Consider the following 15,940-nt stretch of genomic DNA (forward strand, 5'->3'; position numbering starts at 1 on the left):
ACGCGACTTTCGGTAAACAGGGCTGCAGTCAACGGGAGCAGATCCAGGCGGGCGGCAGCATCGGCCCGGCCGTCAGTGATTGGCTCCTGATGCCGGATTGCCCTCCCCGGCTTCCTCCTCGGCCTCGAAGCGCGGGAAGAGGACGTTGTTCTCCAGATGGACATGCATCATCAGATCGTCATGAAACTTGCCGAGGCCGAGATACAGCGCCCGCCAGGTGGAACAGGCGCCCTGCGGCGCGACCCGGCCACCGGTGATCGCCTCGATCCCCGCGAGAACCGCGCCGTGATCCTCGTGCTCGGCGCGCATGACCTGGATTGCGGCTCGCGCCATCTCGCCGCCCCCCTGGGCGAGCAGCGGAAACAGCACGACCTCCTCGCGCTGCTGATGCAGGCGCAGTTCGGCGATCATGCGCGACAATGTTTCCGCAAGGCCATCCGGCACGGCAGGGTGCTTGCGGTGCGTCGCCTCGACCTTGGCGGCAAGGTCGCGCAGGTTCGGCAGCTCGGCGAGGTGGACCGCGTGGTAGCGCGTCTTGATGTGGTCGATCAGCGCCGGCGTCGGCGCGTCCCGCCAGTCATCGAGCGGTTCGGCGGCGGCGCTCATCAGGGCGGCGAGAACGGGCGACGGCGCGATCCCCTGCCCTGCCAGCGCCTCGGCCAGCGTGCGCTTGCCCTGGCAACAGAAATCGATGCCGAAGGTCTGAAACACCGAAGCGGCACCCGCTCGGCTGGCGGCGATCTGGCCGACAGGCGCGTTCAACAGACCGGCATCGGCCGGCGTTTCAATCTGCCCGGACATGGGTTGTCTCCTGATTGGCATGAGGGAAGAGCGGCAGTTCGCCGCGATGCACGGCAATGCCGTGTTCAAGGCTGCGGGCAATCCGCCCCGCGAGCAGGACGAAACGATCGGCCGCGTCCGGCGGGCAGTGTTCCCGCGCGGTTTCCGCCCACAGTTCCATCCATCTTCCGAAATGCGCGGCCTCGATGGGCAGCGGCGCGTGCGCCTGCATCGGCGTGCCGCTGTAGCGGCCGCTCATCAGCGCGACAGAGGACCAGAACGCGCACATGCGGCCGAGATGACGATCCCAGTCATGCACCTTCGCCTCGAAGACGGGGCCGATGAGCGGGTCGCGCCTCGCCGCCCCATAGAAGGCATGCACCTGCCGTTCGATCATCGCTTCGTCGATTCCGCTGTCCTGCATGGCTACTCCGTCAGCCGGCTATATACGCATTTCATATGCGTAAAATGCTCCGCCCAAATACGCATTGTCAATACCTGATAAGCGGACTAATATATGTTTGTGACGCTGACCAACTATACGGATTACGGGCTGCGCGCCCTCATGCTGCTCGCGATCGAGCCTGACCGGGTTCAATCGACGTCCGCACTTGCCACCCGCCTCGACGTATCACGCCATCATCTCGCGAAAATCCTGATGGATCTCGTGGCCGGCGGCTACCTCCTCAGTTCCCGCGGGCCCACCGGCGGCGTCCGCCTCGCGAAGCCGCCCGGGCAGATCCGCATCGGAGACGTGGTCCGCTATCTCGAACGCGATCAGGCCATGGTCGAATGCTTCCGCGCCGATGGCGGGCAGTGCAATCTGCTGCCGGCCTGTCGGCTGCGGCAGACGCTCAACCGGGCGAAAGACGCCTTCATCGAGACGCTCAACGGAAAATCCCTGGCCGACATGTCGCCGGTGCCGGCCAACCGCTAATTCGGCGGGCCCGCAACCGGCGAGCATTGTCGCCGTTCCGGCAGGCCCCGCCACGCTCATGGCGCACGCCCACGATGATCAGGAACCGGCCGGCCTCGGCAAGGATCGTCCGCGCGCCGATCTATCCCGCTTTCCGTGCCTTGCCGCCGCGGCGGGGCGGCGCGTGAGCTTTGATCCGGGACGGGGATTTCCTGAACCGGCCTTCCTTCCTGCCGCGACCGAAATCCTCCGCTGCCGTGCCGGGTTGGTGGCCCGCCGGTTCGATCCGCATCTCGGAATTGGTGCCGGCACCGATGGCGGCGGCAAAGGCGTCGGCCACATCGGCGCCGATTTCAAACCGCGTCTCGTGATCGAAGATGCGGATCGCCCCGATATCGCGCTTGGTGACGCCGCCGACCCGGCAGATCGCCGGCAGCAGCCATTTCGGATCGGCCTTCTTGCGGCGACCGACATCGCACCGGAACCATACCATGGCCCGCCCGTCCTCTGCGCCCGCGGCGCGACGGGCCGCCGGACGGGGGAGGACTTCAGGCTGCGGCGCGATCTCCTCCGGCGCCGGCAGGCGGGCGCGATACAGGCGGATCAGCGCCGTTGCGACAACATCGGCCGACCGGTTCGCAAGCAGTTCACGCGCCAGGGCGATCTCCTCATCGAGCGGCGCCTCGGTCAGCACCGGATCGGTCAGCAGCCGCGCATGGTCGCGGGCGCGGATGGCCTCGGCTGTCGGAGGGGCCTCCCAGATCGCCCTGATATTCGCCGACGCAAGCAGAACCTCCGCCCGGCGCCGGCTTCTGTCGGGCACCATCAGCAGGCAGAGGCCCTTGCGTCCGGCGCGTCCGGTCCGGCCGCTGCGATGGAGCAGGGTCGCCTTGTTGGCCGGCAGGTCGGCGTGGATGACAAGGTCGAGATTGGGCAGGTCGAGTCCCCGCGCGGCGACGTCGGTGGCGATGCAGACGCGGGCACGCCCGTCGCGCAGGGATTGCAGCGCGGCATTGCGTTCCGACTGGCTGAGCTCGCCGGACAGGGCGACGGCGGCGAAGCCGCGTTCCTGAAGCCGCCCGTAAAGCTGGCGCACGGACTCGCGGGTCGAGCAGAACACCAGGCAGCCGGCGCCCTCATGAAACCGCAGCAGGTTCACCAGCCCGTGCTCGACCTCGTGGGCGGCGATCCGGATCGCCCGATATTCGATATCGGCGTGCGGCTGGTTGCGCGCGACGGTGTCGATCCGCAACGCGTCGCGCTGGTATTGCCGCGCCAGCGCGGCGATCTCGCGCGCGATGGTGGCCGAGAACAGCAGCGTGCGGCGGTCCGCGGGAGACGCGCCGAGGATGAATTCGAGTTCGTCGCGAAAGCCGAGATCGAGCATCTCGTCGGCCTCGTCGAGCACGACGACTCTGAGCCGGCCGAGATCGAGATGCCGGCGCTCGATATGGTCCTGCAGGCGGCCCGGTGTGCCGACCACGATATGGCAACCGCCGGCGAGGGCGCGCTGTTCGCGCCGCGGGTCCATGCCGCCGACGCAGGAGACCACGCTCGCGCCGGTATGCTCGTAAAGCCAGGCGAGTTCGGCATGAACCTGGATGGCAAGCTCGCGGGTCGGCGCGATGATGAGCGCGAGCGGCGCGCCGGCCGGCGGCAGCACGTCCTCGTCCAGGATCGTGGCGGCGAAGGCCAGCCCGTAGGCGACCGTCTTGCCCGAGCCGGTCTGGGCCGAGACCAGGAGGTCGCGTCCTTCGGCCTCGGGTTCCAGCACGGCGCTCTGCACGGCGGTCGGGTCGGCATAACCGCGCGCCGCGAGCGCATGCTGGAGCGCGGGAGTCTCAACATAAAATGGCATGGGGCTCATTACCGCACCCGGCGGAAACGACCAACATGGCTGGCGCATACCGGCGCCGTCCCCCCACCGGGGCTGGGCCGGAACGCCCCTCGCCCGCCGGCGGATGACCGGTCGGCGGCCCTGATGCCGGCGATCGTCACCCGATGGCGAGAGGGGCGGCGGTCAGGCTGCGCACCTGTTCCGGCGTGACCCCTGGTGCCGCGTCGCGCAGCACGAACCCCGCCGGCGTGATGTCGATGACGGCAAGATCGGTATAGACGCGGGTGATCGAGCCCAGCGCGGTCAGCGGATAGGTGCAGCGCTCCACCAGCCGCGGCTCGCCCTCCCTCGTGCAGTGCTCCATCAGCACCCAGACCCGCGCCGCCCCGGCGCCGAGATCCATCGCCCCGCCCACCGCCGGCGCCACCCCTTTGCGCCCGACTGACCAGTTGGCGAGATCGCCGTTCGCCGCCACCTGATACCCGCCGAGCACGCACAGATCGAGGTGCCGCCCGCGGATGATCGCGAAACTGTCCGCCTGCCCGACGATCGACGCCCCCGGACGCAGCGTCACCGGCTGCTTGCCCGCGTTGATCAGGAACGGGTCCTCCGCCCCCGCGTCCGGCGCCGGCCCCATCCCCAGGATGCCGTTCTCGGAATGGAAGATCACCTCCCGCTCCGCCGGCACATGGTTCGCCACCTGCGTCGGCAGCCCGATGCCGAGATTGACCACCCAGCCCTCGGGAATGTCCGCCGCCACCCGCGCGGCCATCTCCGCGCGCGACCAGCCCCGCCGCATCACCGTCCCCTCCATCACGCCGCCTCCCCTTCCATCGGCTCCGTCACCAGCACCACCCGGTCGACGAACACGCCGGGCGTCACGATCCGGTCCGGATCCAGCGCGCCGAGCTCGACCCGCCGGTGCACGCTCGCCACCGTCACCTTCGCCGCCCCCGCCATGATCTGGTTGAAGTTGCGCCCCGCCCGCCGGAACGTCAGGTTCCCCCACCGGTCCGCCGCCCAGGCCTCGATCAGCGCGAAATCCGCCTCGATCGCGTATTCCAGCACGCAGTCCCGCCCGTTGATCCGCCGCGTCTCCTTCCCCGCCGCGAGCTCCGTCCCCGCCGAGGTCGGCGTGAAGAAGGCCGGAATCCCGGCATTCGCGGCGCGGATCCGCTCCGCCAGCGTGCCCTGCGGCACCAGTTCCAGCTCGATCTTCCCCGCCTCGTACAGCTCGTCGAACGCCGTCCGCCGGCTCGCCCGCGGATAGGAGCAGATCACCCTGGCAATCGCCCCGCGCTCGATCAGCTTCGGCATCCCGCCGAAATCCCCGCCCGCGTTGTTGGCGATCAGCGTCAGCCCCCGCAGGTTGCGCGCCGCCAGCGCGTCGACCAGCGCGTTCGGCTGCCCCACCGCGCCGAACCCGCCCACCATGATCGCGGCGCCATCGCCGATCCCCTCCAGCGCCGCCTCGACCGAGGCCACGAACTTGTCGATCATCGCCTCACACCCGCTCGATCAGCACCGCGATGCCCTGGCCGACACCGATGCACATCGTCGCGATCGCCAGCCTGCCGCCCCGCGCCTCCAGCGCCCGCAGTGCCGTGCCCGCCAGCCGCGCCCCCGACGCGCCCAGCGGATGCCCCAGCGCGATCGCCCCGCCATGCGGGTTGACCCGCGGGTCGTCATCCGCAAGCCCGAGATCCCGCGTCACCGCCAGCGCCTGCGCCGCGAAGGCCTCGTTCAGCTCGATCACGTCCACCGCGTCCAGCGAAACCCCGGTCCGCGCCAGCAGCTTCCTCACCGCCGGCGCCGGCCCCATGCCCATGATCCGCGGCGGCACACCCGCCGTCGCCATGCCGACCACGCGCCCGCGCGGCGTCAGCCCATGCGCCTGCGCCGCCGCCGCCGAGGCGAGGATCAGCGCCGCCGCCCCGTCATTCACCCCCGACGCATTGCCCGCCGTCACCGTGCCGGGCTCGCGGAACGGCGTGCTCAGCCTGGCCAGCCCCTCCAGCGTCGTCTCCGGCCGCGGATGCTCGTCGGTGTCGACCACCGTGTCACCCTTGCGGCCGCGAATGGTCACCGGGGTGATCTCGCCGGCGAAGAAGCCGGCCTCGGCCGCCACCTGGCACTTGCGCTGGCTCGCCAGCGCGAACCCGTCCTGGTCCGCCCGCGAGATGTTGAAATCGGCGGCGACGTTCTCCGCCGTCTCCGGCATCGCGTCGACCCCGTATTGCGCCTTCATCAGCGGGTTGACGAAGCGCCAGCCGATCGTCGTGTCATACACCGCGTTCGACCGGTCGAACGCCGCCCCGGCCTTCGGCATCACGAAGGGCGCGCGGGTCATGCTCTCCACCCCGCCGGCGATCGCCACCCCCGCCTCGCCCAGCCGGATCGCCCGCGCCGCACTCCCCACCGCATCCAGCCCGGAGCCGCACAGCCGGTTGACCGTCGCCCCCGGCACGCTCTCCGGCAGCCCCGCCAGCAGCAGCGCCATCCGCGCCACGTTCCGGTTGTCCTCGCCCGCCTGGTTCGCACAGCCGAACAGCACCTCGTCCACCGCCGCCGGATCGAGCCCCGCCGCCCGCGCCATCACCCCGCGGATCGCCACCGCCGCCAGATCGTCCGCGCGAACCGCCGAAAGTGTCCCGCCATAACGCCCAAACGGCGTCCGCACATACTCGCAAATAAAGGCCTCGGTCATGGATGCGCTGCTTCCCTTGTTCAAAAGTCCAGAAATACCGTCTCGCCCTCGCCCTGCAGCACGATGTCGCGCCGCCAGACGCCGGGCGAGGTCTCATCCGCCACCAGCGTGTCGCGCCGCGCCGCCGGCACCAGGCTCAGCACCGGGTCGGTCGCGTTCAGCGCATCCCCGGCGAAATAGATCCGCGTGAAAAGCGGCCGCAGCAGGCCGCGCGCATGCAGCGCCAGGCCGCAATGCGGCGCCTGCTGCGCGTTCGCCCCGCGCGGCCCGGGCAGCGGGCCCGGCATCACGGTGGCGAAGCGGAACCGGCCCTCCGCATCCGCCGCCACCCGGCCATAGCCGGGAAACACCGCATCCCGCGCGGGCGAGGCCTGGAACAGCTCCACGGCCGCGTCGGCCACCGCCGCCCCCGCGCCATCGGTGATCCTTCCCTCGATCACGATCCGCGCGCCGGCGGCGCCGAACCGCGTCAGATCCCACCAGTCCGGCTGGTCGATCAGGTGCCAGAACGGCCCGATCGTCTGCTGCGCCGACATCTCCATCCCTCACCCCTCCATCGGCGTGGCGGCGCGGCCGCGCAGCACGATGTCGAACCGATAGCCGAGCGCCCGCCCCGGCTCGGTGACGCCGATATCGAACGCCGCCACCAGCCGCGCCCGCGCCGCCGCGTCCGGCACCGCGTGGAAGATCGGGTCGAGTTCAAGCAACGGGTCGCCGGGGAAATACATCTGCGTGATCAGACGCGCGGCGAACCCGGCGCCGAACAGCGAGAAATGGATGTGATTCGGCCGCCACGCATTGGCGTGGTTCCCCCAGGGATAGGCGCCCGGCTTGACCGTAACGAAGCGGTAGCGCCCCTCGTCATCGGTGAATACGCGCCCGGCGCCGCGGAAATGCGGGTCGAGCGGCGCGTCATGCGTATCGCCCTTGTGGTTGTAGCGCCCCGCGGCATTCGCCTGCCAGATCTCGACCATGCTGCGCGGCACCGGCCGCCCGGCCTCGTCCAGCACCCGCCCGGTGACGATGATCCGCTCGCCCATCGCCTCGTGCCCGTCATTCACGGCGAGATTGTCGGTCGGCGCGAAGCGCGATGGCTCGAAGACCGGCCCGGTCGTCTCGGTCAGCGTCTGCGGAATCGCCACCGGCATCTCGCGCGGCGCGCGCAGCGCCGTGCTGCGATAATCCGGCGCCGAGAGCGGCGGCTGCGCGCTGCGCGACGGCGCAATCCCGTCGGCTTCGGTCTCGTTCATGGCACCCCCTCCGGCGCGGCGAAGGGCAGGCCGACATAATTCTCGGCCAGCGCGGTCTGCCCCGCCTCCGACTGCGTATAATACTCCAGCTCGGCGTGCTGCATCCGCCGGTCGAACCCGGTATGCGTGTCGAACCGGTGCATCATCGAGGTCATCCACCAGGAGAACCGCTCGACCTTCCACACCCGGTCCAGCGCCGCCGCGCCATAGCCGGCGAGCGCGCCCGCCTCGCCCCGCGCCCAGCGGACGATGGCGCCGGCCAGCAGCGCGGCATCGGCGATCGCGGCGTTCAGTCCTTTTGCTCCGGTCGGCGGCACGATATGCGCGGCATCGCCGGCGAGGAACAGCCGCCCCGCCTGCATCGGCTCGACGACATAGGAGCGCATCGCCGTGATCCCCTTCTGGATCACCGGCCCGGTGTTCAGGCTGAACCCCGGATGATCGAGCCGGCGCGCCAGCTCGTCCCAGATCCGCTGGTCCGGCCAGTCCTCCAGCCGCTCCTCCATGCCGCACTGGATATAGAGCCGGCTGACCGTAGCCGACCGCATCGACAGCAGCGCGAACCCGTTCGGATGATTGGCGTAGATCAGCTCGTCCTTCGAGGGCGGCGCTTCCGCGAGAATGCCGAGCCAGCCGAACGGATAGACCCGGTCGTATTCGCGCGCCGCCGCCGCCGGCAGCGCGGCGCGGCCGGCGCCATGAAACCCGTCGCAGGCGGCGACGATATCGCAGTCGAGGCGGTGCTCGGCGCCGTCATGCCGATAGACGATCGCCGGCCGCGCCGTCCCGATCCCCTCGATCGCCGCGCATTCCGCCTCGAAGACGATCGGCAGCCCCGCCGCCACCCGCGCCCCGATCAGGTCGCGCACCACCTCGTGCTGGCTGTAGAGCATCACATGGCGGCCGGTCAGCCGCGCGAAATCGATCCGGTGCAGCGCGCCGTCGAACAGCAGGTTGGTGCCGTCATGGCGAAAGCCGATCGTGTCCATCCGCGCCCCAAGCCCGGTCGCGCGGAGCAGTTCGGCCACGTCGTGTTCAAGGATTCCGGCGCGGATCCGATGCTCGACATGATGGCGGGACTGCCGCTCCAGCACGACGCTGTCGATCCTCGCCCGGGCCAGCAGATGCGCGAGGATCAGCCCCGCCGGCCCCGCGCCGATGATGCCGACCCTCGTCCTCGTTTCCATCGCCATTCACCCTCCCGCCTCGCCGCCGGCTTTCCGGCTCGTCGCGGTGCGCCGCCGTTTGTGCGGCAGACGCACACTGGAAACACCAACGCACAGCCGGTATACCGCGCCGCCGCACCGCCGCAAGCCGTTTTCGTTGCTGCACCGCGGCAATTCCGCGCCGTCCCGCCGCACTCCGCGACGAACTGTTTCACGTTGATTGCAATAGGTTTCCCCTATTGTTCCATTCCATAAAATGGATTTGACCGATCGGAATCGAGTCGCTACCCCGGGCGGACAGGCATCCCAGGCAATCAACGGAGGAAGACTTGTCGACAGAAGCGAAATGCCCCGTCACCGGCGGCGCGACCCGGTCAAGCTCGGCCGGCATCCAGTCCAATGCCGACTGGTGGCCCAACCAGATCAATCTCGGCATGCTGCACCAGCACTCGGCGCTGTCGAACCCGATGGATCCGGATTTCGATTACGCCGCGGAATTCAAGACCCTCGACCTCGATGCGGTGATCGCCGACCTGAAGGCGCTGATGACCGATTCGCAGGACTGGTGGCCGGCCGATTTCGGCCATTACGGCCCGCTCTTCGTCCGCATGGCCTGGCACGCGGCGGGCACCTACCGCATCGGTGACGGCCGCGGCGGCGCCGGCGCCGGCCAGCAGCGCTTCGCTCCGCTGAACAGCTGGCCCGACAACGCCAATCTCGACAAGGCCCGCCGCCTGCTCTGGCCGGTCAAGCAGAAATACGGCCGCAAGATCTCCTGGGCCGATCTCATGGTCCTCGCCGGCAACGTCGCCCTCGAATCGATGGGCTTCAAGACCTTCGGCTTCGGCGCCGGCCGCGTCGACACCTGGGAGCCCGACCAGGGCATCTACTGGGGTCCGGAGACGACCTGGCTCGACGACAAGCGCTACAGCGGCGACCGCGACCTCGAAAACCCGCTCGCCGCCGTGCAGATGGGCCTCATCTACGTCAACCCCGAAGGCCCCAACGGCAAGCCCGATCCGGTGGCCGCGGCGCGCGACATCCGCGAGACCTTCGCCCGCATGGCGATGAACGACGAGGAAACCGTCGCCCTGATCGCCGGCGGCCACACCTTCGGCAAGACCCATGGCGCCGGCGACGCCGCCCTGGTCGGCCCCGAGCCGGAAGCCGCGCCGATCGAGCAGCAGGGACTTGGCTGGATCAGCAGCTACGGCACCGGCAAGGGCAGCGATGCCATCACCGGCGGCCCGGAAGTCACCTGGACGCAGACGCCCACGCAGTGGAGCAACTTCTATTTCGACAACCTGTTCAACTACGAATGGGAGCTGACCAAGAGCCCCGCCGGCGCCTGGCAGTGGGTCGCGAAGGACGCGGGTGACGTCATCCCCGATGCGTTCGACGCCGCGAAGAAGCACCGCCCGACCATGCTCACCACCGACCTGTCGATGCGCATGGACCCGGCCTACGAGAAGATCTCGCGCCGCTTCCACCAGAATCCGGACGAGTTCGCCGATGCCTTCGCCCGCGCCTGGTTCAAGCTCACCCATCGCGACATGGGGCGGGTCTCGCGCTATCTCGGCAAGCTGGTTCCGGCCGAGCACCTGATCTGGCAGGACCCGGTTCCCGCGGTGGACCACAAGCTGATCGACGCGGCCGATATCGCGGCGCTGAAGGCGAAGCTTCTCGCCACCGGCATCGCGCCCACCCGCCTCGCGCTCACCGCCTGGGCCTCGGCGGCGACCTTCCGCGGCTCGGACAAGCGCGGCGGCGCCAACGGCGCGCGCATCCGCCTCGCCCCGCAGAAGGACTGGGCGGCGAACGAGCCGGCCGAACTCGCCAAGGTGCTCGCCGCGCTCGAAAAGGTGCAGGCCGAGTTCAACGCGGCGGCGACCGGCGGCAAGAAGGTCTCGCTGGCCGACCTGATCGTGCTCGGCGGCTGTGCGGCGATCGAGGCGGCGGCGAAGGCGGCCGGCCATGACGTCACCGTGCCCTTCACCCCCGGCCGCACCGACGCGACCGAGGCGCAGACCGACGTGGCCTCCTTCGCTGTGCTGGAGCCGAAGGCCGACGGCTTCCGCAACTATCTCGGCAAGGGCGATCCGCGCGCGCCGGAGGAACAGCTGATCGACCGCGCCCAGCTGATGACGCTGACGGCCCCGGAAATGACCGCGCTGATCGGCGGCATGCGCGCCCTCGGCGCCAATGTCGGCGGGGCGAAGCACGGCGTCTTCACCACCCGCCCCGGCGCGTTGACGAACGACTTCTTCGTCAACCTGCTCGACATGAACATGAGCTGGCACCCCGCCGCCGAGCCCGGCGTCTACGAGCTGCGCGACCGCAAGAGCGGGGCGGTGAAGTGGACGGCAACGCGGGTGGATCTCGTGTTCGGCTCGAACTCCCAGCTCCGCGCGCTCGCCGAGGTCTACGGCACGCAGGACGGCGAGGCCGCCTTCGTGAAGGACTTCGTCGCCGCCTGGACCAAGGTCATGGAGCTCGACCGCTTCGACCTCGCCTGACCGCCTGCCCCGACCGGCCGGATGCCCGCATCCGGCCGGCGGCTTTCAGCTCAGCGCAGCCGCCGCCGCAGATTGTCGACATAGACGGCGCCGACCACCACGATGCCGAGAATCACCTGCTCGACATAGGGTGAAATCCCCGCCAGCTGCGTGCCGTTCTTCAGGATCGTCATCAGCAGCGCGCCGAGGATGCTGCCGAGGATCGTCCCCACCCCGCCGAACAGCGACCCGCCGCCGATCACCACCGCGGCGATCGCATAGAGTTCGTAATTCGCCCCCGAGGTCGGCTGCGCCGCCGCCGTGTAGGCAAGATAGATCACGCCGGCGAGCGACGAGACGATCCCGCCGAACACATAGACCAGCAGCAGATGCCGCGGCACGTTGATGCCCACCCGGCGCGCCGCCTCGGCATTGCTGCCGATCGCCAGCGTGTAGCGGCCGAACCGCGTCTTGTTCAGCAGATAGGCAGAGAACAGCGCGAGCAGCACCGCGATCCACGCCATGTTGGGAAAGCCCAGCACGGTGCCTTGCGAAATCTCCTGGAACCCGTTCGGCAGGCCGAACACCGGCGTGCCGTTGGTGGTCAGCAGCGCCGCGCCGAGTGCGACCGCGAGCATGCCCAGCGTCGCGATGAAGGGCGGCACGCCAAGCACGACCACCGACAGTCCGATGATCGCGCCGATCACCGCCCCCAGCGCCAGCGTCAGCACGATCGCCACCCCGGACGACATGTGCGCATCGACGATCGCGATCGCGCAGATCATCGACGACAGCGCGACCACCGAGCCCTGCGAGATGTCGATCCCGGCGGTCGCGATGATGAAGGTCTGCCCCGTCGCCAGGATCGCGATCACCGCGACCTGCTGGGCGATGTGGAACCAGTTTCCCCCGCTCAGGAAGCGGGGGTTCAGCACGCCGAACGCGACGACCAGCACCACGATGCTGATCAGCGCGAAGGCGATCTGGCGGACGAAGCGCCACAGCATGCGCCCGCGCGGAATGGTCTCGACGTCGAGCGCGGCTGTTCGTGCCTGCTGGTCCATCGTCCGCCAGTCTCCCTCAGCCCGCGGGGTTATACTTGGGCGCGTACTGGCGGATCGCCGCCGTCGCCTGGCTGGAGCCGAGATTCTTCGGCGTCAGCAGGAAATACGGCGTGTTGATCCGCTTCGGCAGCGTCTTGCCGTCGAGCTTGTCGAGCAGCGCGACCACCGCGTAATAGCCCATGTCGTAGGGCGATTGCAGGATCGAGGCCTGGATGATCCCCGCCTTGACCAGCGCGATCTCGCCAAGATCGGCATCGAACCCGACGACCTTCACCTTGGCGTGCGCGCGCTGCACCGCCTCGGCCGGGCCGAGCGCCGCGCGGTCGTTCGCGCCGAAGATCACCTTGAGATGCGGGTATTGCGTAAGCATCGTGGTCGCGATCCGCAGCCCGGCGCTGACGTCGTTGTTGGAATACTGGATCGGCCCCATCTTCTTGATGTGCGGATAGGACTTCATCCCGAGCATGAAGCCTTTCGGCCGGGCGATTCCGGTCGAGGCGGTGTGGTTGAAGTCGACGATCGCATACTGTCCCTTGCCGCCCATCAGGTGGTCGGCCGTATATTTCGCGAGCGCCGCCGCGGCCCCGACATTCGAGGTGGCGAGGAAGCAGTCCGAGATGTTGGGCGACAGGCCGGAATCGACCGTCACCACCGGAATGTGATGCGCGAGTGCCGACTTCACCGGCTTGAGCAGCGCCTGCGGATTCTGCGCAGCGAGGATGATGCCGTCAGTGCCTCCTGTCACCGCGTTATTGACCATGCCGATCTGCCCGGCGAGGTCGGTGCCGCTGGCCGGCGCCTCGAAGGCGACCGAAACGCCGAACTTCTTCGCCGCCGCGTCCGCCCCCTCGCGCACCGCGAGCCAGTAGGGCGAGGCGTTGGATTTCGTGATGAGCGTGAAATGATAATGCTTCGCCGGCTTGGCCGGCACCGGCAGCGAATGAACGGTGGGCGCGGCCGCCATGGCCGGCGCCGCCGCCATGCCGCCGAGCAGCGCGACCGCCGCGGCACCGAGCAATGTCTTGCGTAGTTTCATGGATGTTCCCTTTCGGCTTCGTTGGTTTCGGCATCCGCATAGCCGGTCATGTAGCGGATCAGTTCGGTCTGCGACGTCTCGGCCGAGCGCGCGTCGAACACCTTGCGCCCGCGATACATCACCATCACCCGATCGCAGACCTTGAGGATCTCGACGAGGTTGTGGCCGATGAACAGCACGCCGATCCCCTCGCCGGCGAGCTGCCGCGCCATCTTCAGCACGTTCTCGGTTTCCATCACGGCGAGGGCCGCCGTCGGCTCGTCCATGATGACGACCTTCGCCCGCCAGTAGAGCGCGCGCGCGATCGCCACCGCCTGGCGCTGCCCGCCGGAAAGGTCGAGCACCCGCGTCATCGGATCGGGAATGTGGCTTTCGATCCGCGCCAGCAGGGCGGCGATCTCGCCATGGATCTTCCGCTCGTCGAGCATCGGCACGAGGCCCATGAAGCGCCGCATCGGCTCGCGGCCGAGAAAGATGTTGGCGCCCACATCGAGATGATCGGCAAGCGCGAGGTCCTGGTAGATCGTCTCGATCCCCGCATTGCGCGCATCGCGCGGCGAGCGGAACGACATCTCCGCGCCGCCGAGCCGGATCGAGCCGGAATCGGCCCGGTGCACGCCGGAAATCACCTTCATCAGGGTGGACTTGCCGGCCCCGTTGTCGCCGACCACGCCAAGCACCTCGCCGGGGGCCACTTCGAGCGACACGTCGCGCAGCACCTCGACCGCGCCGAACCGCTTGTCGACGCCGCGCACCTCAAGGGCGGGCACGCTCATGCCGAGATCTCCGTTCCGACCGGCGCGCCCGTTCCGGGGTCGTTCGCTCGCATCGTTGTTCCTCCCCTTCGCCGAAGGCGTCCGCCATCGGCCATTGGGGTGCAGAATATCGATATGCAGCAATGCTGACAAGCGGGCCGCCGCAGCCGGCGCCTCACCATCGCGGCATCGCGCGCCGGCTTGCGCGGCCCGCGGCCGGTTGATAGCGTCCGCGCCGGCGATGCCGATTTCGTTTCTATACAACAACGATATCTGGCACGACCCGCAGGGAAGGGAGCAGCAATGGAGCTTGGGCTCAAGGGAAAGATCGTCATCGTCACAGGCGGTGCCTCGGGAATCGGCGCCGCGGTGGTGGACACGCTGGCCGGCGCCGGTGCCGTGCCGGTGGTGCTCGACCGCGCCGCAGCACCCGGCGAGCATCACCGCCTCGACCTGACCGATGCCGCCGCCTGCGCCGGGGCCATCGCCGCCATCGCCGCGCGCCACGGCCGGATCGACGGGCTGGTGAACAATGCCGGCGTGAACGATCGCGCCGGGCTTGGCGGCACGCTCGATGCAGCACTCGAAGCCTTCCGCGCCTCGCTCGAACGCAATCTCGTGCAGTGCTTCACCCTGATGCATCTCTGCCTGCCGCATCTGCGCCAGTCGCGCGGCGCGGTGGTGAACATCGCCTCCAAGGTCGCCCTCACCGGCCAGGGCGGCACCAGCGGCTATGCCGCGGCCAAGGGCGGCCTGCTCGGCCTCACCCGCGAATGGGCCGCCGAACTCGCCGCCGATGGCATACGGGTCAACGCCGTCCTCCCCGCCGAGGTGGCCACGCCGATGTATGACCAGTGGCTGTCCGCCCAGCCCGACCCCGAGGCCCGCCGCGCCGCCATCACCCGCACCATCCCGCTCGGCGCGCGCATGACCACGCCGGCGGAAATCGCGGCGAGCGTCGTCTTCCTGCTCTCCGCCGCCGCCTCGCACGTCACCGGCCAGCATCACGTCGTCGATGGCGGCTATGTCCATCTCGACCGCGCGCTGACCGCCTGATGCGCATCGACTCCCACCTCCATCTCTGGTCGCCCGCCCGCGGCGACTATGGCTGGCTGACGCCGGACCTGCCGATCTGCCGCGAGATCACGCTCGACGAGGCCCGCCGCACCGCGACAGGGATCGACGCCGTCATCCTCGTCCAGGCTGCGCCCACCGAGGCGGAGACGCGCTTCCTGCTCGACATCGCCGCCCACGCCGGCGGCTTCGTCCGCGCAGTCGTCGGCTGGACCGATCTCGCAGCGGACGATGCGCCCGCCCGCATCGCCGCCCTCGCGGGCGAACCACGCCTCGCCGGCCTGCGCCCGATGCTGCAGGACATCGCCGATCCCGACTGGATCCTGCGCCCGGAGATCGAACCCGCCCTCGCCGCGATGGAACGCGCCGGGCTGGTGCTCGACCTGCTGGTCCGCCCCGCGCACCTGCCGCGCTGCGTCGAACTCGCGCACCGGCATCCCGGCCTCACCATGGTGCTCGACCACGCCGCCAAGCCGTCGATCGCGCAATGCGGCCACGCCGCCTGGGCGGAGGCGCTGCACCACCTCGCCGCCGACACGGCGATCGCCTGCAAGCTCTCCGGCCTCATCACCGAAGCGGCGCCGGGTGCCGGTTTCGACGCGCTCGCCCCCTATGTCCGCACGGTGTTCGACGCCTTCGGCGCGGACCGGATTCTCTGGGGCAGCGACTGGCCGGTGCTCACCCTCGCCGCCTCCTACGATGCCTGGCGCGGCGCGGCGGAAGCCCTCACCGGGATGATGGCGCCTGATGCGGTGGATGCGGTGTTCGGCGGCAACGCCGCGCGCATCTACCGGGGCTAGAGCATCATCCGATCAGATGGAGTCATCTGATCGGATAAAGATGCTCGATTTATCAGCATG

16 protein-coding genes are annotated in these 15,940 nt (G+C 69.4%); 4 read left to right on the top strand and 12 right to left on the bottom strand.

The genetic code is table 11. The features are described 5' to 3' along the window. Window positions 1–72: 72 nt before the first annotated feature. Window positions 73–801 carry an iron-sulfur cluster repair di-iron protein gene (gene ric / locus ACMV_RS10360; RefSeq protein ID WP_013640411.1) on the bottom strand — a complete coding sequence of 243 codons (729 nt, stop codon included), beginning with the start codon at window positions 799–801 and terminating at the stop codon, window positions 73–75. Then, complete coding sequence (locus ACMV_RS10365) at window positions 785–1,204, bottom strand: group III truncated hemoglobin (RefSeq protein ID WP_013640412.1); 420 nt, start codon at window positions 1,202–1,204, stop codon at window positions 785–787. Before ACMV_RS10365 ends, ric begins: the two co-directional genes overlap by 17 nt. 93 nt (window positions 1,205–1,297) lie before the next feature. Here ACMV_RS10365 and ACMV_RS10370 point away from each other — a divergent pair, with 93 nt between their 5' ends. After that, window positions 1,298–1,717, top strand: a complete 420-nt coding sequence (locus ACMV_RS10370; protein WP_012039667.1) for an RrF2 family transcriptional regulator — start codon at window positions 1,298–1,300, stop codon at window positions 1,715–1,717. Between the two features lie 121 nt (window positions 1,718–1,838). Here ACMV_RS10370 and ACMV_RS10375 read toward each other — a convergent pair whose 3' ends face one another. From ACMV_RS10375 to ACMV_RS10405, 7 genes are all read right to left on the bottom strand, one after another. Continuing rightward, window positions 1,839–3,554, bottom strand: a complete 1,716-nt coding sequence (locus ACMV_RS10375; RefSeq protein ID WP_007421704.1) for a DEAD/DEAH box helicase — start codon at window positions 3,552–3,554, stop codon at window positions 1,839–1,841. Window positions 3,555–3,690: 136 nt separating this feature from the next. Then, window positions 3,691–4,347 carry a 3-oxoacid CoA-transferase subunit B gene (locus ACMV_RS10380; RefSeq protein ID WP_012039669.1) on the bottom strand — a complete coding sequence of 219 codons (657 nt, stop codon included), beginning with the start codon at window positions 4,345–4,347 and terminating at the stop codon, window positions 3,691–3,693. Continuing rightward, window positions 4,347–5,033: a 3-oxoacid CoA-transferase subunit A gene (locus ACMV_RS10385; protein ID WP_013640413.1), complete on the bottom strand. Its 687-nt coding sequence runs from the start codon at window positions 5,031–5,033 to the stop codon at window positions 4,347–4,349. The genes ACMV_RS10380 and ACMV_RS10385 overlap by 1 nt, the downstream gene beginning before the upstream one ends. A gap of 4 nt (window positions 5,034–5,037) precedes the next feature. Then, a complete protein-coding gene (gene pcaF / locus ACMV_RS10390) occupies window positions 5,038–6,240 on the bottom strand; it encodes a 3-oxoadipyl-CoA thiolase (RefSeq protein WP_013640414.1) in 1,203 nt (400 codons plus the stop codon). Window positions 6,241–6,260: 20 nt separating this feature from the next. Next, on the bottom strand, window positions 6,261–6,782 hold the full coding sequence (gene pcaG / locus ACMV_RS10395) for a protocatechuate 3,4-dioxygenase subunit alpha (RefSeq protein ID WP_013640415.1): 522 nt from the start codon (window positions 6,780–6,782) through the stop codon (window positions 6,261–6,263). 3 nt (window positions 6,783–6,785) lie between these two features. After that, window positions 6,786–7,490 carry a protocatechuate 3,4-dioxygenase subunit beta gene (pcaH, locus tag ACMV_RS10400; protein ID WP_007423987.1) on the bottom strand — a complete coding sequence of 235 codons (705 nt, stop codon included), beginning with the start codon at window positions 7,488–7,490 and terminating at the stop codon, window positions 6,786–6,788. Continuing rightward, window positions 7,487–8,683, bottom strand: coding sequence for a 4-hydroxybenzoate 3-monooxygenase (locus tag ACMV_RS10405; protein WP_013640416.1), 1,197 nt, complete (start codon window positions 8,681–8,683; stop codon window positions 7,487–7,489). Before ACMV_RS10405 ends, pcaH begins: the two co-directional genes overlap by 4 nt. A 302-nt stretch (window positions 8,684–8,985) precedes the next feature. Here ACMV_RS10405 and katG point away from each other — a divergent pair, with 302 nt between their 5' ends. Then, window positions 8,986–11,172, top strand: a complete 2,187-nt coding sequence (gene katG, locus ACMV_RS10410; RefSeq protein ID WP_013640417.1) for a catalase/peroxidase HPI — start codon at window positions 8,986–8,988, stop codon at window positions 11,170–11,172. A 50-nt stretch (window positions 11,173–11,222) separates the two neighbouring features. On the opposite strand, the gene ACMV_RS10415 is transcribed toward katG, so the two are convergent. The 3 genes from ACMV_RS10415 to ACMV_RS10425 are packed head-to-tail and all read right to left on the bottom strand — an operon-like array spanning window position 11,223 to window position 14,027. Beyond that, window positions 11,223–12,215 (bottom strand): ABC transporter permease, encoded by a 993-nt coding sequence (locus ACMV_RS10415; RefSeq protein ID WP_007423990.1) that lies wholly within the window; start codon window positions 12,213–12,215, stop codon window positions 11,223–11,225. Between the two features lie 16 nt (window positions 12,216–12,231). After that, on the bottom strand, window positions 12,232–13,251 hold the full coding sequence (locus ACMV_RS10420; protein ID WP_007423991.1) for a substrate-binding domain-containing protein: 1,020 nt from the start codon (window positions 13,249–13,251) through the stop codon (window positions 12,232–12,234). Then, window positions 13,248–14,027: an ATP-binding cassette domain-containing protein gene (locus tag ACMV_RS10425; protein ID WP_013640418.1), complete on the bottom strand. Its 780-nt coding sequence runs from the start codon at window positions 14,025–14,027 to the stop codon at window positions 13,248–13,250. The genes ACMV_RS10420 and ACMV_RS10425 overlap by 4 nt, the downstream gene beginning before the upstream one ends. A 282-nt stretch (window positions 14,028–14,309) precedes the next feature. On the opposite strand from ACMV_RS10425, the gene ACMV_RS10430 reads away from it, so the two are divergent. Further along, a complete protein-coding gene (locus ACMV_RS10430) occupies window positions 14,310–15,062 on the top strand; it encodes an SDR family oxidoreductase (RefSeq protein ID WP_012039673.1) in 753 nt (250 codons plus the stop codon). Beyond that, window positions 15,062–15,880, top strand: coding sequence for an amidohydrolase family protein (locus ACMV_RS10435; RefSeq protein WP_013640419.1), 819 nt, complete (start codon window positions 15,062–15,064; stop codon window positions 15,878–15,880). Before ACMV_RS10430 ends, ACMV_RS10435 begins: the two co-directional genes overlap by 1 nt. Window positions 15,881–15,940: the final 60 nt, after the last annotated feature.

Source organism: Acidiphilium multivorum AIU301, assembly GCF_000202835.1.
Lineage (GTDB): Bacteria > Pseudomonadota > Alphaproteobacteria > Acetobacterales > Acetobacteraceae > Acidiphilium > Acidiphilium multivorum.